The sequence below is a fragment of the Vreelandella subterranea genome, assembly GCF_900111305.1.
GTDB lineage: Bacteria > Pseudomonadota > Gammaproteobacteria > Pseudomonadales > Halomonadaceae > Vreelandella > Vreelandella subterranea.
This window is the reverse complement of the sequence record NZ_FOGS01000006.1, coordinates 165789-185645: the sequence shown is the minus strand read 5'-3', so window position 1 is coordinate 185645 and position 19857 is coordinate 165789. Positions and strand designations below refer to the sequence as shown.

19 protein-coding genes are annotated in these 19857 nt (G+C 59.8%); 15 read left to right on the top strand and 4 right to left on the bottom strand.

Translation table 11 applies throughout. The annotated features are described in order from the left end of the window. The first annotated feature begins 173 nt into the window (after window positions 1-173). The 10 genes from rpsP (at window position 174) to BMX75_RS10475 (ending at window position 9429) form a co-directional block, all read left to right on the top strand. Window positions 174-422: a 30S ribosomal protein S16 gene (gene rpsP, locus BMX75_RS10520; RefSeq protein ID WP_007111767.1), complete on the top strand. Its 249-nt coding sequence runs from the start codon at window positions 174-176 to the stop codon at window positions 420-422. A 45-nt stretch (window positions 423-467) separates the two neighbouring features. After that, a complete protein-coding gene (rimM, locus tag BMX75_RS10515; protein ID WP_066319342.1) occupies window positions 468-1013 on the top strand; it encodes a ribosome maturation factor RimM in 546 nt (181 codons plus the stop codon). A 47-nt stretch (window positions 1014-1060) separates the two neighbouring features. Beyond that, entirely contained in the window at window positions 1061-1837 is a 777-nt protein-coding gene (gene trmD / locus BMX75_RS10510) for a tRNA (guanosine(37)-N1)-methyltransferase TrmD (protein ID WP_066319345.1), read from the top strand. Between the two features lie 173 nt (window positions 1838-2010). Next, on the top strand, window positions 2011-2367 hold the full coding sequence (rplS, locus tag BMX75_RS10505; protein ID WP_066319347.1) for a 50S ribosomal protein L19: 357 nt from the start codon (window positions 2011-2013) through the stop codon (window positions 2365-2367). A 112-nt stretch (window positions 2368-2479) separates the two neighbouring features. Next, entirely contained in the window at window positions 2480-3361 is an 882-nt protein-coding gene (gene xerD, locus BMX75_RS10500; protein WP_092827811.1) for a site-specific tyrosine recombinase XerD, read from the top strand. Then, window positions 3336-4139, top strand: coding sequence for a DsbC family protein (locus BMX75_RS10495; RefSeq protein WP_092827711.1), 804 nt, complete (start codon window positions 3336-3338; stop codon window positions 4137-4139). The genes xerD and BMX75_RS10495 overlap by 26 nt, the downstream gene beginning before the upstream one ends. An 85-nt stretch (window positions 4140-4224) precedes the next feature. Beyond that, the gene (locus BMX75_RS10490; protein ID WP_066319352.1) at window positions 4225-5541 is read left to right on the top strand and encodes a homoserine dehydrogenase; all 1317 of its coding nucleotides are present in this window, start codon (window positions 4225-4227) and stop codon (window positions 5539-5541) included. A gap of 8 nt (window positions 5542-5549) precedes the next feature. Beyond that, window positions 5550-6938, top strand: a complete 1389-nt coding sequence (gene thrC, locus BMX75_RS10485) for a threonine synthase (protein WP_092827709.1) — start codon at window positions 5550-5552, stop codon at window positions 6936-6938. A gap of 5 nt (window positions 6939-6943) precedes the next feature. Further along, window positions 6944-8767 (top strand): single-stranded-DNA-specific exonuclease RecJ, encoded by a 1824-nt coding sequence (locus BMX75_RS10480; RefSeq protein ID WP_245748494.1) that lies wholly within the window; start codon window positions 6944-6946, stop codon window positions 8765-8767. Window positions 8768-8811: 44 nt separating this feature from the next. Beyond that, window positions 8812-9429, top strand: coding sequence for a YitT family protein (locus BMX75_RS10475; protein WP_092827707.1), 618 nt, complete (start codon window positions 8812-8814; stop codon window positions 9427-9429). On the opposite strand, the gene BMX75_RS10470 is transcribed toward BMX75_RS10475, so the two are convergent. The 4 genes from BMX75_RS10470 to BMX75_RS10455 form a co-directional block, all read right to left on the bottom strand. Next, window positions 9426-9977 carry an RES family NAD+ phosphorylase gene (locus tag BMX75_RS10470; RefSeq protein WP_217639873.1) on the bottom strand — a complete coding sequence of 184 codons (552 nt, stop codon included), beginning with the start codon at window positions 9975-9977 and terminating at the stop codon, window positions 9426-9428. The two genes, BMX75_RS10475 and BMX75_RS10470, sit on opposite strands and share 4 nt — an antisense overlap. Then, window positions 9974-10333, bottom strand: a complete 360-nt coding sequence (locus tag BMX75_RS10465) for an XRE family transcriptional regulator (RefSeq protein WP_092827705.1) — start codon at window positions 10331-10333, stop codon at window positions 9974-9976. The genes BMX75_RS10470 and BMX75_RS10465 overlap by 4 nt, the downstream gene beginning before the upstream one ends. Window positions 10334-10528: 195 nt before the next feature. Beyond that, window positions 10529-13045, bottom strand: a complete 2517-nt coding sequence (locus BMX75_RS10460) for a heavy metal translocating P-type ATPase (protein ID WP_092827703.1) — start codon at window positions 13043-13045, stop codon at window positions 10529-10531. After that, window positions 13042-13461: a MerR family transcriptional regulator gene (locus tag BMX75_RS10455; RefSeq protein ID WP_092827701.1), complete on the bottom strand. Its 420-nt coding sequence runs from the start codon at window positions 13459-13461 to the stop codon at window positions 13042-13044. Before BMX75_RS10455 ends, BMX75_RS10460 begins: the two co-directional genes overlap by 4 nt. Window positions 13462-13727: 266 nt before the next feature. Here BMX75_RS10455 and BMX75_RS10450 point away from each other — a divergent pair, with 266 nt between their 5' ends. From BMX75_RS10450 to BMX75_RS10430, 5 genes are all read left to right on the top strand, one after another. Then, window positions 13728-15059: an OmpP1/FadL family transporter gene (locus BMX75_RS10450; RefSeq protein WP_092827699.1), complete on the top strand. Its 1332-nt coding sequence runs from the start codon at window positions 13728-13730 to the stop codon at window positions 15057-15059. Window positions 15060-15226: 167 nt separating this feature from the next. Next, window positions 15227-16325 (top strand): peptide chain release factor 2 gene (prfB, locus tag BMX75_RS10445; protein ID WP_139197160.1). Its coding sequence is split into 2 segments (ribosomal slippage): window positions 15227-15301 and window positions 15303-16325, totalling 1098 coding nucleotides; the frame shifts between segments, so codons are not numbered across the junction. A 34-nt stretch (window positions 16326-16359) separates the two neighbouring features. Then, complete coding sequence (lysS, locus tag BMX75_RS10440; protein WP_092827695.1) at window positions 16360-17871, top strand: lysine--tRNA ligase; 1512 nt, start codon at window positions 16360-16362, stop codon at window positions 17869-17871. Window positions 17872-17962: 91 nt separating this feature from the next. Beyond that, window positions 17963-18349, top strand: a complete 387-nt coding sequence (locus BMX75_RS10435) for a hypothetical protein (RefSeq protein ID WP_066319382.1) — start codon at window positions 17963-17965, stop codon at window positions 18347-18349. 88 nt (window positions 18350-18437) lie between these two features. Then, on the top strand, window positions 18438-19841 hold the full coding sequence (locus BMX75_RS10430) for an MFS transporter (RefSeq protein WP_092827693.1): 1404 nt from the start codon (window positions 18438-18440) through the stop codon (window positions 19839-19841). Window positions 19842-19857 lie beyond the last annotated feature (16 nt).

The window sequence follows — 19857 nt, the reverse complement described above, 5'->3', positions numbered from 1 at the left end:
TCAGGCTTTCCAAGCCGAGCGCATTTGCGTAGAATGCGGCGTCTTCTTGTGTGGGTGTTGGTCATATAATGACGATACCCCACGCTGAAGGCTTTTATAGTATGAAGAGTGCTTCCGGAAGCGAACGCCGCCAAGGCACACTCTCGTAACCTCAACCGAAGGATAGTTATCGTATGGTTACCATTCGTTTGGCACGTGGTGGCGCCAAGAAGCGTCCCTTTTACCACCTGACCGTGACCGACTCACGTAACGCCCGTGATGGCCGTTTCATTGAGCGTATCGGTTTCTTCAACCCTGTTGCACGTGGCCAGGAAGAACGCCTGCGCGTTGACCTGGACCGTGTCGTACACTGGCAGAGCCAGGGTGCCCAGCTGTCAGGTCGTGTTGCTGAGTTGGTAAAAGAAGCGCGTAAACAGGCCTAAACCTGTTCGCGATGTGGCAAGTGCTGTTGTACGTTGAGGTCGTCAATGACGCGTTTTGAAACAAGCCATACTGACGACACGCATGTGGTGCTCGGCAAGCTGACAAGCTCCCACGGAGTGAAAGGCTGGCTGAAGGTATATTCCTATACCAGCCCCATGGACAGCATTTTGGACTACCCCGAATGGTGGGTGCGCCAAGGCGACAGTCTGACGCGCATGACCATTGTTCAGGGCCGTCGGCAAGGTAAGGGCCTTGTGGTTCAGCTTAAAGGGATCGATGACCGTGACGCGGCCGACGCATTGGCCCAGGCGGACATATTGATGCCCAAAGCGGCTCTCCCTGAGCTTTCCGACGATGAGTATTATTGGCATGAGCTTGAAGGCCTTGCGGTTTTCACTCAAGCCGGCGAACGGTTAGGGCAGGTCAGTTACCTGTTCGAAACCGGTGCCAACGATGTCATGGTCGTTCGCGGCGATGTCGAGGCGATCGACAAGCGTGAGCGCCTGCTGCCGTTTTTGCCGGGCGACGTCATTGTTGAAGTCAGTCTTGAAGACGGCCGAATGGTCGTTGATTGGGATCCTGAGTTTTGAGCAGTGAACAACAGCCGGGCAGTGGAGACGACGTTTCACACCCCGCGATGTGGATAGGTGTGGTATCGCTGTTTCCCGAGATGTTCGATGCGCTCACCCAGCAGGGCGTGGTCGGTAGAGCGATCGAAAAACGGCACATAGAGCTCGCGTTCTGGAATCCGCGCGATTACGCCACTGACCGCCATCGTAGCGTTGATGATCGCCCCTATGGCGGCGGCCCCGGGATGTTGATGAAAGTCGACACCTTACGCGCTGCCATTCATGACGCCCGACAGCAGGCGCATGATGCAACCGGCCAGACGCCCACGGTGATTTATCTATCACCCCAGGGGCGCAAGCTGGACCAACAGGGGGTGACGTCACTGGCGTCTAAAGGCCCATTGGTTGTTGTCGCAGGGCGCTATGAAGGCATTGACGAGCGGGTGGTGGAAAGTGACATCGATGAAGAATGGTCAATTGGCGACTATGTGCTAAGCGGCGGTGAGCTGCCGGCCATGGTGTTGATTGACGCGGCGGCAAGGCTGATTCCCGGTGTATTGGGGCATCAGGATTCCGCCATCGAAGACTCGTTTAACGACGGTTTGTTAGACTGCCCGCACTACACCCGTCCCGAGGTTATCGACGGGCGACAGGTGCCGGATGTGCTGCTGAGCGGTAATCACGCCGCCATCAAGCGCTGGCGGTTGAAGCAATCCCTAGGTCGCACCTGGCAGCGTCGACCCGACCTGTTGGAAGGGCGACCGTTGGATGCCGAACAGCGCAAGCTGTTGAACGAGTTTATCGAGGAATACGCTCTTTCCGGTTCGTCAGCCAAGACTGACTAGGAAATCAAGACTGAACCGGCATGAGCGGCGGTGCAGGGCGGTAATGGCGACGCGCCAGCGCACCTGTGTCACCCATAACGACTCCCGCGTCGCTCGTTATTGAGCGCCGGGATCACGGCGACCGCCTTCCATGGCTGAGCGGTTTTGCCACCACGTTATTTAGGAGCATGATGATGAGCAGTAAAAACAAGGTGATCCAGGCGCTCGAAAACGAGCAAATGTCCAAAGAGGTGCCGAACTTTGCACCGGGCGATACCATCGTCGTTCAGGTGAAAGTCAAAGAAGGCAACCGCGAGCGTCTGCAGGCGTTTGAAGGTGTGGTCATCGGTAAGCGTAACCGTGGCCTGAACTCCGCGTTCACCGTGCGCAAGATTTCTCACGGCGTTGGCGTTGAGCGTACCTTCCAGACCTACAGCCCGCTGGTTGACTCTATTGAAGTCAAGCGCCGCGGTGACGTGCGCCAGGCCAAGCTTTACTACCTGCGCGAGCGCAGCGGTAAATCGGCCCGTATCAAGGAAAAGCTGGCCTAAGGCGAGTCGTTTCCGCAGGCGCTTGCGCCTGGGTATCAAAACCCCGTCACCGCTCTGCGGGGCGGGGTTTTGTTTATCTAACCGATGAAGCAACCTAATGGGCGGCTTGCGTATGCATGTCATTGATGCTTTTTTGGATGCTCTGTGGCTGGAGCGCGGGGCCAGTGAGCATACGCTAGCGGCTTATCGACGCGACCTGAACGCCTGGCAGCAGCACCTGGAGGTGCACGGCGAGTCATTATTGTCGCCCACGCCTGACCGGCTGGATGCGTGGTTCACCAGCCGCCGTGAAGCGGGCTATCAGGTACGCAGTAATGCTCGTGTGTTGTCGAGTCTGCGCAGTTTTTACCGCTGGGCGCGCGTCCACGGTCACGTTTCCAGTGATCCGCTGGCGGAGGTGCGCCTGCCGCGTGTGCAGCCAGGCCTGCCCAACACGCTGGAAGAAAACGAAGTGGAGCGCCTGCTTCAGGCGCCGGTACTGGATACGCCGCTGGGCGTACGTGACCGCACGATGCTGGAGTTGCTCTACGCCTGCGGACTGCGGGTCTCGGAGTTGGTAGGGTTAACCAGTGACGCGGTCAATTTGCGCCAGGGGGTCGTCCGGGTGCGCGGCAAAGGCGACAAGGACCGCCTGATACCGATGGGGGAGGAGGCCGCCGACTGGCTGGTCCAGTATATGCAAGCGACGCGGCCCATGCTGATGCAGGATCCCACGCGCCCGGCACTGTTTCCAGGCCGGGGTGATAAAGCGATGACGCGACAGACCTTCTGGCATCGCATCAAGGTGCACGCCATCACGGCAGGCATAACACGCCCCCTGTCGCCACATACGCTTCGTCATGCGTTTGCGACCCATTTATTGAATCATGGGGCGAATTTACGGGTCGTACAGCTGTTGCTAGGTCATAGCGACCTATCCACCACGCAAATTTACACGCATGTGGCCCAGGCCCGCCTGGAAAGTCTGCATGCTGAACATCACCCAAGAGGTTGAATGCATGATGCGCCGAGGCACAGAACAAACGACGTCCCAGAGCAAGCCGTGTAAGCTGATAGGCTGGCTGATGGTCGGTGCGTTGTTACCCATGGCAGCGCAGGCTAGTAGCGCCACCGATGCGCTGCGCGACACGCTAAGCGTCAATGGCCAGGCAATGCCGGTCGACGAGGTGCGTGAAACGCCGATGGAAGGGATTTACCATGTGCGTCTGGAAAACGGCGAATCCTTTTATTCGAATGCCGACGGCAGTTATTTTCTGGTCGGCGACCTCTACGAGAACGCCGACAGCGGGCTGGTGAACCTGACCGAGCAGGCGCGCAACCAGGAGCGCGCGGACGCCATTGCGGCGATACCGGAAAGCGAGCGGGTGGTGTTCCGCGGTGAAGAGCCCCCCAAGGCGACGGTCGTGGTGTTTACCGACCCAAGCTGCCCTTATTGCGTAAGGCTTCACGAAACCATTCCGGAGCTCAACGAGCGGGGGATTGCGGTACACTACCTGGCCTTTCCGCGTAGCGGAATGAACGCCAATGCGGGGAGAACGCTGCAACAGGTCTGGTGTGCCGATAACCCCAGCGAAGCCATGTCGCAGGCCAAGCAAGGCGAAACGCTTTCCGGCTCAGCCAGCTGCGACAACCCGGTCGCCGAGCAGTACACGCTGGGCCGTGCATTAGGCGTACAGGGCACCCCGGCGATTATCCTGCCTGATGGGCAGATGGTGCCAGGGTTTGTACCGCCGGACCGCATGGTGGAAATGCTGGCGCTGGACGACGCCTAGAATCAACAGCCACGGGCCGATTGATCAACCATTATCACGCTGAGACACTGCACCTCTGAGTGCACAATATGAAAGGGGAAGTATTTTGAAACCGGTAAGAGTAGGCATTTGTGGGCTGGGTACCGTCGGTGGCGGTACCTTCAATGTGCTGACGCGCAACGCGGACGATATTGCACGTCGTGCGGGTCGTCCGATCGTGATCGAGCAGGTGGGCCACCGCAGTATTCACCCCGATTGCGACATTACCGGTATCAATGCCACCACGGATGTTTTTGAAGTGGCCACCAACCCCAATGTGGATGTCCTGGTTGAGTTGATTGGCGGTTACGACATTGCCCGCGAACTGGTACTGACCGCGATTGAAAACGGCAAGCACGTGGTCACGGCCAACAAGGCGCTGATCGCCGTCCACGGCAACGAAATTTTCAAGGCGGCCCACGAAAAGGGCGTGATCGTGGCGTTTGAAGCCGCCGTCGCGGGGGGGATCCCGGTCATCAAATCGCTGCGCGAAGGCCTGGGTGCCAACCGCATCGAGTGGGTCGCGGGCATCATTAACGGCACTGGCAACTACATCCTGACCCACATGCGCGATGAAGGCCGTGCCTTCGAAGACGTGCTCGCCGAAGCCCAGGCGCTGGGCTATGCCGAATCCGACCCGACCTTCGATGTCGAAGGCATCGATGCGGCGCATAAGCTGACCATTCTGGCCTCGATCGCCTACGGCGTGCCGCTTCAGTTCGAGAAGGCGTTCACCGAGGGGATTTCGCGGATCACCGCAGAAGACGTTGAACAGGCCGATAACCTAGGCTATGTCATCAAGCACCTGGGCATCTCCAAGCGCACCGACCATGGGCTTGAATTGCGCGTACACCCCACGCTGATCCCAAAAGAGCGTCTGCTTGCCAATGTTCACGGCGTCAAGAATGCCATCGCGGTAATGGGCGACGCCGTCGGGCCGACGCTTTATTACGGTGCCGGTGCAGGTGCGGAGCCGACGGCTTCGGCCGTGGTGGCGGATATCCTCGACGTGGCGCGTGACATTGCCACCGACCATCACTATCGCGTACCTTACCTGGCGTTCAGCGGTATTGACGAAGACGTCAGCCAGCTGCCGATCATGCCCATGGAAGACATTACCACGGCGTATTACCTGCGCCTGCTGGCCGTCGACCGCCCCGGCGTACTTGCCCGCGTGGCGACCATCCTTGCCGAGCAGGGCATGTCCATCGAGGCGCTGATCCAGAAAGAGGCGACCGAAGGCGAGCTGGTACCCATCATCCTGCTGACCCACCGCACCAAGGAGAAGCAGATGAACGAAGCGATCCGTGAAATCGAAGCCATGGCGGATATTGCGGGCCCTGTCACGCGTATCCGCGTGGAAAGCCTGGACGAAGGGGAGTAACCCACCACATGCGTTATATCAGCACGCGCGGGCAGGCGCCCGCGCTCTCCTTTGAAGAGGTGGTGTTGACCGGCATGGCCAGCGACGGTGGGCTTTATGTGCCGGAAACGCTGCCGTCGTTCTCGCAAGAAGACCTGGAAGCGATGGCTGGCCTGTCTTACGCGGAGATCGCGTTTCGCGTCATGAAGCCGTTTGTGAACGGCGAGATCGACGACGATACCTTCCGTCAGATCGTCACCGATGCCTATGCGACCTTTAATCACGACGCGGTGCTGCCACTCAAGCAGCTGGACGCCAGCCATTTTCTGCTCGAGCAGTTCCATGGTCCTACCCTGGCATTCAAGGATGTCGCGCTGCAGTTGTTGGGCCGGTTGCTCGACCACTTCCTGCAAAAGCGCGGTGAGCGTGCGGTCATCATGGGCGCCACCTCTGGTGACACCGGCTCGGCGGCCATTGAAGGCTGCCGTCACTGCGACAACCTGGATATCTTTATCCTGCACCCCCACAACCGTGTCTCGGAAGTGCAGCGTCGTCAGATGACCACGGTACTGGCCAATAACGTGTTCAACATCGCCATCGAAGGCAATTTCGATGACGCCCAGGCGATGGTCAAGGCCAGCTTCGCCAATCAGGACTTCCTGAACGGCACGCGCCTGGTGGCGGTGAACTCCATCAACTGGGCGCGCATCATGGCCCAGATCGTCTATTACGTGGCCGCGGGCGTGGCGCTGGGTGCGCCCAAGCGCGAAGTGAGTTTCTGCGTGCCGTCGGCCAACTTCGGTAATGTCTTTGCCGGTTATATGGCCTACAAGATGGGCCTGCCGGTGAAGCAGTTCATCATTGCCACCAACGCCAACGACATCCTGCACCGCACGCTTGCCGCCAATGACTTCTCCAAGAAAGAGCTGGCGGCAACCCTTGCGCCGTCCATGGATATCGTCGTGTCGTCGAACTTCGAACGCCTGCTGTTTGATGCCTACGACCAGGACGGTGCCGCGGTGGCGGCGCTGCTGGAGCGTTTTCAGCAGGAACCCACGGCACTTGCCGATGCGCCGCTGGCCAGGTTGCGCGAAAAGTTCTCAAGCCACAGCGTTGACGACGCGACGATCTTGGAAGTGATCCGTGAAGCCCACCACCGTACCGGTGAAATACTCGACCCGCATACGGCCACCGGCTATCGCGCCGCCGAGCGTGCTCGGGCCGACCAGACCACACCGGTGATTACGCTGGCCACGGCGCATCCTGCCAAGTTTGCCGAAGCGGTGGTGAAGGCCGGGTTCCAGGGCGTGCCGTTGCCGACACACATGGATGACCTGCTTGAACGCGAAGAGCGTTACGCGGTGTTGCCCGCTGAGCTCGCCGCGGTGCAGCAGTTTGTCGCTGACAACCGGCGCTAGGTATGATGGCCGACGTGACAGACCGACCACCTGCCCGCCAGGCGGGGGCGTCGCTGCAACACGCTAGCCGTCCCCGGCTGGAGCCTCGTCCACTGGACGAGGCGGTGTATGCCCGCGCCCAGTCGGAAGGCTTGAATGAGTTGCAGGCGCGCCTGCTTGCCTCGCGGCTGCCGGGCTATCAAGGCGAATTGGCACCGCTGGTATCGCCCAGCCTTCGCTACCTAGCGCACCCGGAGAAACTCGCTGACGGCCGCCGAGCCGCCGAGCGCATCGCCCAGGCGGTAGTCGAAGGCGAATCGATCGGGATTCTTACCGACTATGACGTGGACGGCATCACCTCCCATGTGGTGATCCGTCGTACCCTGGTCGAGTTATTTGGCGTCCCGGAGCATAAGCTGCACAGCCTGATTGGCCACCGTATTCACGACGGTTATGGAATCAGTCTGCCGCTGGTCGAGCGCACGCTGAACCTGAAGCCGCTGCCGTCGCTGGTGATTACTGCCGACTGCGGCAGCAGCGACGAGCCGCGCATTGCCCGCTTGAAAGCCGCGGGCATCGATGTCGTGGTCAGCGACCACCATGCGTTGCCGCTGGAAGGCCCACCCCCTTCGGCCTATGCCTGCGTCAATCCAACCCGTGATGACTGCGACTACCCGGATAAAACCATCGCCGGGTGCATGGTGGCGTGGCTACTGATGTCGCTGGCCCGCGGCGTGCTGATCGAGTGGGGGGCGCTGTCAGCCTCCACTCCCAAGCTGTCGCCGTGGCTTTCCTACGTCGCGCTGGGCACGGTAGCGGATTGCGTGTCGCTGGGCGGTAGCCCCGCCAACCGTGCAGTGGTCAGCCACGGCCTGACCTTGATCAACCGTATGGAGGCCGCCTGCTGGCGGGCCATGGCTACCCGCTTGGGTGCCGACAGCGTACCGTTCAATGCCGAAACGCTGGCCTTCCAGATGGGGCCGCGCATCAATGCCCGCTCGCGGCTGGACGACCCTTACGCGGCGCTGCACTTCATGCTCGCGGAAACCGAGGGCGTGGCCAATCGCCAGTTGGAAGTCCTCGACCAGGATAATCAGTCGCGCAAGGCCATCGAGGCTGATATGGCGGAAGAAGCCCGCGCCCTGGCGGCGCCCGCACTGGAAGCCAACGAGTCGGCGGTCGTCGTGTTACTGGAAGATGGTCACCCAGGCGTTCAGGGCATTGTCGCCTCGCGGCTGGTGCAGGCCTATGGGCGCCCGGCGCTGGTGCTTACCCGAGCGGCTGCCCCCGACATGCTCACCGGTTCCGGCCGCTCGATTGACGGTCTGCACCTGCGCGATGCGCTTCAGCGCACCTTTGAACTCGCCCCTCAGGCGCTGCCGCGATTTGGCGGCCATAGTGGAGCAGCCGGGGTGGGCGTGCCACGGGACCAACTGCAGGCCTTCAAAGCCGCGTTTCTTCAGGCGGTGGAAGAGCAACTGGCAGGCCGCGAGCTCTATCCGCGCCTGTGGACCGACGGCGAGCTATCCACGACACAGCTGTCACTGGCAACGCTTGGCGATATCGAGGCCCTGGGCCCCTATGGCCGCGAGTTCGACCCGCCGCTGTTTGAAGGGCGCTTTATCGTCGAAGCACTGCGCCCGGTCGGCGCGGAAGGCGCGCACCTGATGATGGAGCTTTCCATGGGCCCGGTGACCTGCAAGGCGATCTGGTTTCGCGCGCTGACCCCCGGTGAGCTGCCCGCATTCAGCGTCGGCGATACCCTCCACTGCGCCTACAAGCTTAATCGCAACCGCTGGCGGGGGCGTGAGTCGCTGCAGTTGATGGTCGAACACGCCAGCCCTGTCTAAGCGCATCACTCGATAATCCTGACAGACCAAACAAGGACACCCCCATGCGTGTGGAAGACCTTCCCAAGGACCCTCACAAGCCCTATGAGGATGTCATGGCGATGTTGCTGGGCACCTGCTTTGTGGCGCTGGGAGTGACGTTTTATACCCATGCGGTGTTGTTGACGGGCAGCACGGCTGGGTTGGCGCTGCTGTTAAATTACATCACCGGTTGGGGCTTCGGGGTGTGGTTCTTTGCCATCAATCTGCCGTTCTATTACCTGGCCATCAAACGCATGGGCTGGAGCTTTACGCTGCGCACCTTTGCGGCGATCGGCCTGGTATCGCTGTTTTCGGAGCTCACCCAGGGCTGGGTGCAGTTTGCCGCCGTGCCGTCGCTTTATGCCGCCCTCATGGGCGGCGCGCTGATGGGCATCGGCATGCTGATGCTGTTTCGCCACCGCACCAGTCTTGGCGGTATCAATATCCTGGCGCTTTACCTCCAGGAAAAACACGGCCTGCGCGCAGGCTACGTGCAACTTGGCATCGACGGGCTGATCCTGCTGGTAGCGCTCACCCAGTTGCCGCTGGACCGCGTGGCCTACTCGGTACTGGGGGCGCTGACGCTCAACCTGATCATCGCCCTGAACCACAAGCCGGGGCGCTATATCGGGGTGAGTTAAGATTGTTTCTGATGCTGAGAGGGCTCGTTGGGCAATCGATTTTCATCGTCTATCACGCAAACCCTGGTCGGTGCGTGAGATGACCATTGCCAGAACACGAGATTAACGTCTCGATGGGTCGCTCCCTTCGCTTGTGACGGCACGCGAATGCCAGCGAACCCCATAGCGATCAACTGCTCAGCGATCTCCCAGGCGATAACGGGCTCGCGCCTGATTTTCTTGGCTAACCAGGCTTCCCGCAGCCAATTTTCCGGGTGCGGGCGAACGCGCCTCTGGATATCTGGATCACACAGATCCAGAATCGGACCGCAATTGACCTCATAGCTGCAAAGCGTCAGCGGTTGCGTCTTGAAAGGAAAGCCTTGTTGGGCTTCAAGCCAGGCCGTTTCGAACCGCTCGCTGGTATACAGCGCAGGCATTCCAACAGGGTTCCAGCGGCCACCGTTGCGAGCGGCCCCTTCGCCTGACGTGGGTGCATGCTGCCACCTGGGGTTGTGGCCACGATAGACGAGCCCTGTGTATTGAAACCCGAGTGCCAGCAGACTCACGCATAGCCTCCCTCGGCAATGTGCGAGAGGTAGGCCCGGACATCATCCGCCCGCCCATGACTGACCAGTTCTTCGGCAGTTAAATCACCCAGCGGTGCGATAGGGTAAGTGCGGTACCAGGACCATGCACCGCTTATCGACCCCGCCCAGGGTTCAATGCGCTTGAGGATTTCCATCGTTTGGCGCAGACGCTGCTGCGTGGAAACGGCATGAAGGCGATCCTTGCGGATGATGGCGCTATGGCTCAACCCAATCGCATGAGCGAACTCGCGCTTGGTGATATGCAGCTCGTCAAGGAGCGCATCGGCGATGATAAAACCGTCACGATCCACGGCGCTGTTTATTTCAAGGGCCATTCTCGTCACCTATAGAAGCGTATATATACGTTATTATGGGTGACATTTTGGTTTTTGTAAAAAAGCATGACGCTTATAAACATCGCTGGAAAGTGCGGCGATAGCTAACGTCGTTGGTTCAGTCAGCTTTGCTCAGCCAGAACCACCAAACAATCAGCGCGATCAGGCCGACTCCGGCAAGGTTGATCAGTAGGCTCATGCTGTGTCTCCTTTGGATTGAGTGGCGCTGGTTTTCCATAACCGCAGGCGGTTGGCGTTGCTGACCACGGTGATGGACGATAGCGACATCGCCGCGCCTGCGATCATCGGCGAAAGCAGCGTACCGGTCAGCGGGTAAAGCACCCCGGCGGCAATCGGAATACACAGCACGTTGTAGCCAAAGGCGCCGACCAGGTTCTGCTTGATGTTGCGCAGGGTGGCGCGGCTGATTTCGATGGCGTCGGCGACGCCGTGCAGTGAACCCCGCATCAGCGTCATGCCAGCGCTTTCGATGGCCACATCGGTGCCCTGACCAATCGCGAAGCCGACATGGGCACGCGCAAGCGCCGGGGCGTCGTTGATGCCATCGCCGACCATGCCGACGATTTCGCCAGCGTTTTGCCGCCGCTCAATGTCAGCGTGCTTGTCTTCCGGCAGCAGTCCGGCGCGGTAATCATCAATACCCACCTGACGCGCGATCGCTGCGGCCGTGTGGGGGTTATCGCCGGTCAGCATGACGACGTTCAAACCGTCTTCCTGTAGCCGCTTGACGGCGGCAACGGCATCGTCGCGCAGCGGGTCGCTGATGCCGAATAGCGCCGCCAACTGCCCATCCAGGGCAAAATACACCAGCGTGCGGGCTTTCTCTTCCAGTTCGCGGGCGTTTTCCAGACGCGCGGAAAGATCGACGTCGGCATTCTCCATCAGACGGGCGTTGCCGAGCAGCAGTGACTTACCGTCGGTGGTTTGCGCTTTGACACCGCCCCCGGTGACGCTGTCGAAGTCCTGAATCCTGGCAGGTTCAGCGTCATGCGCGTCGGCATAGGCCATCAATGCTGCTGCCAGCGGGTGCTCGGAGCCGCGTTCCAGGGCCGCGATATAGCCAAGCGTCTGGGCCCTATCCTCGTCCAGCAGTTCCGCCTCTGTGACACGGGGCTTGCCCTCGGTGAGCGTGCCGGTCTTGTCCACGACCAGTGTGGTCAGTTTGCTGGCGGTTTGCAGGGCGTCGCCGTTTCTCACCAGCACGCCGTGTTCAGCGGCCTTGCCTACGCCAATCATGGTGGAAATCGGCGTGGCCAGGCCCAGTGCGCAGGGGCAGGCGATAATCAGCACTGTCGTGGCCGTTACCAGCATGTGGATGACCCGTGGCTCGGCGCCGATGTTGAACCATACCAGTGCGGTAAGCACGGCGATGATCATCACCGAAGGAACGAACACGCTGGACACTTTATCGGCCAACTCGCCAATCGGCGGGCGCGAGTTCTGGGCGCTGGCCACCTGTTCGGTGATCTGCCCCAAACGGGTGTCGGCGCCCACCCTTGTTGCCCGGTACACCAGGCCTCCTTTGCCATTGACCGTCCCGGCGCTGACTTCATCGCCCTGGCCCTTTTTCACCGGTTCGGGTTCGCCGGTGAGCATGGATTCGTCGATGTGGCTTGCGCCTTCCACAACCTCGCCATCCACCGGCAGGCGCTCGCCGGGGCGAACGCGGATCTGGTCGCCTTCGCCTACATCATCGATGTCCACCTCACGCTCTTCGCCGTCCCGGATCACCCTTGCGGTGCGGCTTTGCAGGTCGAGCAGGCGTTTTAGCGCATCGCTTGTGCGCCCGCGCGCTTTAAGCTCCATGGCGTTGCCCAGCAGAATCAGGCCGATCACCATGGCGGAAGCTTCAAAATAGATGCCGTGGGCGACTTCGGGTAGCCAGGGGGCAAACAGCACGACCACCATGGAGTAGAGCCAGGCGGTACCGGTGCCCATGGCCACCAGGGTGTCCATGTTGGCCTGATGGTGCTTGAGGTTTTTCCAGGCGTTGACAAAAAAGTGCCGCCCGGGAAACGCCAGAATAGCCAGTGTCAGCAGCCCGATCACCAGCCAGAACAGCCGCCCGGCGCCCACCGGGTGTGGGTGATAGACGAACATGCTGAGCATCAGCGGAACGGCAAGTGCCAGTGACCAGGCGCTGCCTTTCAAGCGGCGCTTGTAGTCGTGGGCTTCCTGTTCTGAGCGCGTTCTTTCCGCCTCGCGCATATCGACAATGGGCTCGGCGCCGTAACCCACCGACTCCACGGCCGCTACCAGGGCCTGCTGGTCGGCATCGCCAAAAATCTGCGCGGTATGCGTGCCAAAATTGACGCTTGCAGTGTCCACGCCTTCGGTGCGCTCCAGCGCTTTCTGAACGCTTTTCACGCAGCTGGCACAGGTCATGCCGCTGATCGCCAGGCGGGTTTTCTGGTGGCGTCCCTGGGGAGCGCTTTGGGCAGGCGTGGCGTCAGTCGTCCGGTCCCGTTTTTCGTCCGGCGTATCGGGTGTGCCGGGCGGGTAGCCTGCCTGGCGCAGCGTTTGGTCCAGGGTGGTGGCGTCCAGCGTGGTGGTGACTTCGAGGCGCTTTTCACCTGGTTCGCCTACCACGTCTGCGTCGCTGTCCTGTTGCTGAATCGCCTCGCGCATGCGCGTTACACAGCCCTGGCAGCTCATGCCGGGCACCGTGCGCGTCAGGGTGTGCTGGCTCATTTTACCTCCTGCTTCTCGGGGAAGCTTTCGATCAAGCGGCAAAGGCTGTGGCCGTCCGGCGTACCGTCGGGCATGTGCTGCCAGCTTTCCAGAGCCTGCTCCATCCGCTGGGCAAGCGCCTCGAGTTCGCGGATCTGGGCGCGGATTTGCGGCAGCCGGTTGGCCAGCAGGTCGCGCACCAATGGGCAGGGGGAGTCCCCGTGGTCGGCGTGAGCGAGGATGTCGAGAATTTCGGCGACGCTGAAACCCAGCTTGCGCGCCCGTTGAATGAAGTGCAGCCGTTCGAGGTCCGTCGCGGAGTAAAGCTGGTAGCCGTTATCGGGATGTCGTTTGGGCGCAAGCAATTGCTCCCGGGTGTAATGGCGTACCGTTTCGGCGGTGACGCCACCACGTTTTGCCAGCTCGCTGACTTTCATTGTGCGCTCCAATGGAAAGTGTTGATGACTGACCATGAGTCTAAAACCTATGGGTTACACAAAGGTCAAGTCTGAGCAAAAAAATAGGCCGAAACGGTTAAAACAATGATTTAAAACGTACGTGCGACTAATGTATAAGGCAAAAATAAAATAAAACGCTCGTTTGCCCTTGAACCAAGCGGGCTTTTGGGCCAAAACTGACATGTACAAAAAAAGTATGATGGATGTTCACCATCCCGTCGGATCATTGGGAAAAGAGGCCCACTATGCACAATAAATTCAACAAGCTCGCCCTGGCAGTCGCCGTCGCCACTGCCGCCTTCGCCAGCCAAGTCCAGGCGGGTGGCTATCAAATCAACGAGCAGAGTGTCAGCGGCCAGGGTTACGGTCACGCGGGACGTAGCTCTAACGTCAACGATGCGACCATCGTGTTCGGCAACCCTGCCGGTATGTCGTTTCTGGATCGCGCGCAAATTTCAGTGGGGGGGACGTATCTAAACGTTGATAGTGATCTCTCTAATGTAGAAGCTAATCGTACGCTTGGAGCACCGGGAGGCTCTCAAGCGCCAGTAGGTGAAATCCCTGGTGGCAACGAGGGCGATATGGTGCCTGGCACCGCTATTCCCTATGCGTTTTATGCCCATCCAGTCAATGAGAAACTGGCCTTTGGCTTTGGTGTTTACGCACCTTTTGGGTCTAAAACCGATTACGAAGATGACTTCCAGGGTCGCTATTTTGGTGACTACACTGAAGTTACGGTAATGAGCGCTCAACCAACGGTGTCTTATCGATTTAATGATCAGTGGTCGGTGGGTGCCGGGATTACTTATAATCGAGTAGAGGGGGAATTGCGCCGTCAACTGCCAAGCAGTCAGGCATTCAATTCTGCTGAAGACATCGATTCGCGTGTCGATGGCGATGACGAGGCCTGGGGATACAATCTTGGCGTCATTTATCAGCCGGTGCCTGAAACGACCCTAGGTTTAACCTATCGCTCGAAAGTGGACTACGAACTGGAAGGCGACTTTAGTGCTACTGCCCCAACGGGTAATGTGGTTCGCTCGAGCGCCGCGAACCTGGATTTGACCACGCCTGAAACGGTCAACTTCTCGTTGACACAGCAGATGAGTGATCGTTTGAAGCTGATGTTCGGCGCCTCCTGGGTGCGCTGGAGCCAGTTCGAAGAAATCCGCGTGGTGGATGATCAAGGCGGCCTGATCACTCGTGAACCGCAGAACTACTCCAATGCCTGGGCATTTGCCACGGGTGGTGAGTACCAGCTGACGCCCACCTTGGCGCTGCGTGCCGGGGTAACCTTAGACATGACGCCGACCAATGATGACGATCGCAGCGTACGTATTCCTTCAGATGATCGCCGTATCTTCTCGTTGGGGGCAGGCTGGACCCCAACCGATGATTTGACCATTGATGTGGCCTACTCCTACCTGACCGAGCGTGGCACCTTTGTTGAACAAGATCGCCAGGATTTGTTAGCTAGCCAGCAGACAGGCGGCCAGCCAGTTGGTGGCGCGACTTACTCAGCCGACTACAAAAACGAAGCCCACGGCTTCGGTGCTCAGCTGACCTATCGCTTCTAATGCGTTAGTCAACAGCAGCGACCCGAACCCGGCCTCGGCCGGGTTTTTTGCGTAGGGTCGATGACGGGGATGGATGCGGTAAGCGCTGGGTTTCGTTACAATGCGCTTCTTTCCTTTGAACCGTATTCACTGAGCTAATTTTTTACTGACCAATACCAAGGTATTCCATGTTGGAAACTAACCCGATTCACCTCCAGATCAAGGACCTGTCTGAACGGACAGAGGTTCTTAGGGGGTATCTTTGACTATGCCGAGAAGCAGGATCGGCTAGAAGAGGTCACCCGCGAGCTGGAAGACCCCAACGTCTGGAGTGATCCGGACTACGCGCAGAAGCTTGGTAAAGAGCGAGCCTCCCTCGAGACGATCGTGGCCACCATTGACGACCTTGAACAGGGGCTGGGCGACAGCCGGGATCTGCTCGAGCTGGCGGAAATGGAAGACGACGAAGGTACTGTCGACGAAGTCCGCAAGGAGCTGGATAACCTGCAGGCCAACCTCGAGAAGCTTGAGTTTCGGCGCATGTTCTCCGGCGAGATGGATCAGAACAACGCCTATCTGGATATCCAGTCAGGATCGGGCGGCACGGAAGCTCAGGATTGGGCGAATATCCTGCTGCGCATGTACCTGCGCTGGACAGAAAGCCACGGTTTCAAGGCGGATATCATCGAGATTTCAGCGGGCGATGTGGCCGGCATAAAATCGGCATCCTTGCATATTCAGGGGGAGTACGCCTTTGGCTGGCTGCGTACCGAAACCGGCGTTCATCGCCTGGTGCGCAAAAGCCCGTTTGACTCGGGGGGGCGTCGCCATACCTCCTTTGCGTCGGTCTTCCTGTCACCGGAAATTGATGACAGCTTCGAAGTGGACATCAATCCTTCTGATATTCGCGTGGATACCTACCGCTCAAGCGGTGCGGGCGGTCAGCACGTCAACACCACCGACTCAGCGGTGCGCATCACCCACGAGCCCAGCGGCATTGTGGTGGCATGCCAGAGCCAGCGTAGCCAGCACGCCAACCGCGACTTTGCCATGAAACAGTTGAAGGCGAAGCTGTGGGAACACGAGATGCAGCGGCGCAATGAGGCCAAGCAGCAGGCGGAAGACGCCAAGTCCGACATCGGCTGGGGCAGTCAGATTCGCTCCTATGTGCTTGACGACCAGCGGATCAAGGATTTGCGGACCAACGTCCAGTCCAGCAACTGCGAAAAAGTGCTCGATGGCGATCTGGATCAGTTTATCGTCGCCAGCCTCAAGCAGGGTTTGTAATCTTTTCAGGGTTTGATCATTAATAGGGTGCCCGATGGCTAATCAAGACGCGTCTTCTCTCGATAACGAAAACCACCTGATTGCGGAGCGCCGGGCCAAGCTCGCAGCCCGTCGCGAACAGGCGGCAGAGCAGGGCAAGAGCGCTTTCCCGAACGATTTCCGCCGCGATAGCCTCACGGTCGAGTTGCAGAACCTGCTGGGTGAAAAGGACAAAACCGAGCTTGAAACGCTTGATCATCACGCCTCGGTGGCAGGCCGTATCATGCGCAAGCGCGGCCCCTTTATTGTGATTCAGGATGTGGCGGGCCAGATCCAGCTCTACATGGATAAAAAGGGCCTGCCTGCCGGTGTGCTGGACGATATCAAAAGCTGGGACATCGGCGATATCGTTGCTGCCCGTGGCCCCGTGCACAAGTCCGGCAAGGGCGACCTGTACGTGATGATGCAAGAGGCCCAGCTGCTCACCAAGAGCCTGCGCCCCCTGCCCGACAAGTTTCACGGCCTGACCGACCAGGAAGCCCGCTACCGCCAGCGCTATGTCGACCTGATCATGAACCCGCAGTCGCGCAAGGTCTTCGAGACCCGTGCGGCGGTGATCAGCGCCATGCGTCGTTTCTTTGAAGCCCGCGGCTTTATGGAAGTGGAAACGCCGATGCTCCAGCAGATCCCTGGCGGTGCGGCGGCCCGGCCGTTTATCACCCACCATAATGCGCTGGATATCGACATGTACCTGCGTATCGCCCCGGAGCTTTACCTCAAGCGTCTGGTGGTGGGCGGCTTTGAAAAAGTTTTCGAAATCAACCGCAATTTCCGCAACGAGGGGCTGTCGACGCGGCACAATCCAGAGTTCACCATGGTCGAATTCTACTGGGCCTATGCGGATTACAATGACCTCCTGGATATGACCGAAGCCATGCTGCGCACAACGGCTCAGGAAGTGCTGGGTACCACCACCATTGACTACCAGGGTGGCAGCTATGACGTCGGCAAGCCGTTCAACCGCCTGACCCTGCGTCAGGCGATTCTTGATCACGGCGATGGCATCAGCGATGCGGATCTGGATACGCTGGACGCCGCCCGTGCGTTAGCCGAAAAGCTGGGCATCAAGGTCAAGGAGAGCTGGGGGCTGGGCAAGGTACAAACAGAGATATTCGAAGAAGTGGCCGAACACAAGCTCGACCAGCCTACCTTCATCACCGAGTACCCGGCCGAGGTCAGCCCCTTGGCGCGCCGCAACGATGCCAACCCGTTTGTGACGGATCGCTTTGAGTTCTTCGTGGGTGGCCGTGAGATCGCCAACGGTTTCTCGGAGCTTAATGACGCCGAAGACCAGGCCGAGCGCTTCCGCGAGCAGTCAGCGGAAAAAGACGCCGGCGACCTTGAGGCCATGTACTACGATGCGGATTACGTGCGCGCACTGGAATATGGCCTGCCGCCAACGGCTGGCGAAGGCATCGGCATCGACCGGCTGGTGATGCTGTTTACCGACAGCCCTTCGATTCGCGACGTTCTGCTATTCCCGGCGATGCGCCCAGAGGCGGATTAACGCCAGCTAATGGTGCGGTGACGGACGAAAAGTTGGTAAGGGCGCGATTTAGCGCCCATAATGACCACGTTTCGACGGCGAGGAGAATCCCATGAAACTGCTAAATCGCTCTGCCCTGAGCGTCAGGCCGACCCAGCCCTTTGTGGACTGGATCAATGCGCTCGAACCCACCATGGGAGACGACGACCTGACCCTGGACGACGTCGAACGTGAAAGCACGGTGTATCTGATCCCGGAGATGGATACGCCCGAGGCGCTCGAAGCCTTTGTCCGTGAACGCTACGCGGAAATTCTGGAAACCGAGCTGCGGGCCTGGGAAGAGGACGAGCGCCAGTGGCCCGAGACGCTTGACTGGTCGCTGTTTCAAACCTTTCTGCGCATCGAGCATAGCTACCTCGCCATCGACCTTGACGACGATACGGCCCTGGAAATATCCGATGTTGATGACGCCCTGCTGCTTGATAACGAACTCGATTAGCGCGCTGTGATTGTCACGCAAGTTTCCTGTAAAACCGGCTTTTGGCCGGTTTTGTTGTTTCCATGGGGCTGTTCAGGAATGAATCACCATGCGACTGTTTGAAACCCGACCCGGTGACGATGGCCTGCCAGGGGGCGAGCGCGCCCTGGCTGTCCTGGCATTGGTGACCGGTACCTTGATGGCGGTTGTCGATACCACCATGATCAACCTGGCCCTGCCGACCATTGCGGCAGACCTTGATGTGTCAGCCTCCCGGTCGGTATGGATCACCAATGTGTTCCAGGTGGTCTGTGCAGCTTTTCTGCTAGTGTTTGCCGGTCTCAGCGAACTGCTGACGCGTCGGTGGCTGTACCTGTTTGGCCTGGCAACCTTTGTTATTGCGGCGCTGGGGGCCGCCCTGTCTCGGAACCTGGAAACGCTGCTGGTGTTTCGTGCGCTGCAGGGCCTGGGCGCGGCGGCGACGCTGTCCATTGGCCCGTCGTTGTATCGGGCGATTTTTCCCTCGCGGTTGCTGGGAAGTGCGCTTGGATTGAGCGCCCTGGTGGTGGCCGGTGGCTATGCGGCGGGGCCCACGTTAAGTGGTGTGATCTTGTCCTTTGCCGACTGGCCCTGGCTGTTCGCGTTGAATGTGCCCCTGGGGGTGTGTTCGCTATGGCTGGCAAACCGAGCGCTGCCCAGAGAAACGCCGCGTCGGGGAGGCTTCGATAGCCTGGGGGCGCTGCTTTCGATGTTGATGCTGGCGAGCTTTTTCCTGGCCATGGACGCGGTGGGGCATGCCGCCCCCGTATGGCAGAGTGCGGGCTGGGCAGTACTGGCTGTGATCGCCGGTGGCTTGTTTATCGCCCGGCAGCGCCGTGCTCCCTACCCGTTATTACCGCTCAGCGTGTTCGCGGAAAAACGCTTTACCCTGGCCGTTTCGGCGTCTGGGCTTGCGTTTATCGGTCAGGGGCTGGCCTTCGTCGCACTGTCGTTCTTCTATCAGGAGCAGATGGGCTTTTCGCCGCTCGAGACCGCCTGGCTGTTCACCCCCTGGCCGCTGGCCATCATGGTCGTCGGGCCGTTAGCCGGGCGGTTGGCCGACCGGGTGAACCCGAGCGTGCTGTCGAGTACCGGCCTGGTGCTGCTGATTATCGGCTTGATGGCGCTGGCGCTGGTGGATGAATCAACCGGTGTCGCTGGGAGTCTCTGGCGGACCGCGCTATGCGGCGTGGGGTTCGGTCTCTTCCAGCCGCCCAACAACCGCGAAATGATGGGCAGTCTGCCGCCCGAGCGCAGTGCCAATGTGTCTGGCGTGATGAGTACCACCAGAACAGTGGGGCAGTCGCTGGGGGTGGCGCTGGTGGGCGCTACGCTGGCGCTGGGTGCCGCCGTGCAGGTCACGTTATGGCTAGGCGCGGCGACTACCCTGTTGGCGCTGCTGGCGAGCCTTTCGCGGGTGTCGCTGGCGCGGCGTGCGCTGGTTGCGCGTCGGGCATCGTCTGGCGGCCAGTAAGCGCGTACAATGGAAG

Coding starts and splice junctions, on each gene's coding strand:
- rpsP (WP_007111767.1), top strand. CDS start 174: ATGGTTACCATTCGTTTGGCACGTGGTGGCGCCAAGAAGCGTCCCTTT.
- rimM (WP_066319342.1), top strand. CDS start 468: ATGACGCGTTTTGAAACAAGCCATACTGACGACACGCATGTGGTGCTC.
- trmD (WP_066319345.1), top strand. CDS start 1,061: ATGTGGATAGGTGTGGTATCGCTGTTTCCCGAGATGTTCGATGCGCTC.
- rplS (WP_066319347.1), top strand. CDS start 2,011: ATGAGCAGTAAAAACAAGGTGATCCAGGCGCTCGAAAACGAGCAAATG.
- xerD (WP_092827811.1), top strand. CDS start 2,480: ATGCATGTCATTGATGCTTTTTTGGATGCTCTGTGGCTGGAGCGCGGG.
- BMX75_RS10495 (WP_092827711.1), top strand. CDS start 3,336: ATGCTGAACATCACCCAAGAGGTTGAATGCATGATGCGCCGAGGCACA.
- thrC (WP_092827709.1), top strand. CDS start 5,550: ATGCGTTATATCAGCACGCGCGGGCAGGCGCCCGCGCTCTCCTTTGAA.
- BMX75_RS10480 (WP_245748494.1), top strand. CDS start 6,944: ATGGCCGACGTGACAGACCGACCACCTGCCCGCCAGGCGGGGGCGTCG.
- BMX75_RS10475 (WP_092827707.1), top strand. CDS start 8,812: ATGCGTGTGGAAGACCTTCCCAAGGACCCTCACAAGCCCTATGAGGAT.
- BMX75_RS10465 (WP_092827705.1), bottom strand. CDS start 10,333: ATGGCCCTTGAAATAAACAGCGCCGTGGATCGTGACGGTTTTATCATC.
- BMX75_RS10460 (WP_092827703.1), bottom strand. CDS start 13,045: ATGAGCCAGCACACCCTGACGCGCACGGTGCCCGGCATGAGCTGCCAG.
- BMX75_RS10455 (WP_092827701.1), bottom strand. CDS start 13,461: ATGAAAGTCAGCGAGCTGGCAAAACGTGGTGGCGTCACCGCCGAAACG.
- BMX75_RS10450 (WP_092827699.1), top strand. CDS start 13,728: ATGCACAATAAATTCAACAAGCTCGCCCTGGCAGTCGCCGTCGCCACT.
- lysS (WP_092827695.1), top strand. CDS start 16,360: ATGGCTAATCAAGACGCGTCTTCTCTCGATAACGAAAACCACCTGATT.
- BMX75_RS10435 (WP_066319382.1), top strand. CDS start 17,963: ATGAAACTGCTAAATCGCTCTGCCCTGAGCGTCAGGCCGACCCAGCCC.
- BMX75_RS10430 (WP_092827693.1), top strand. CDS start 18,438: ATGCGACTGTTTGAAACCCGACCCGGTGACGATGGCCTGCCAGGGGGC.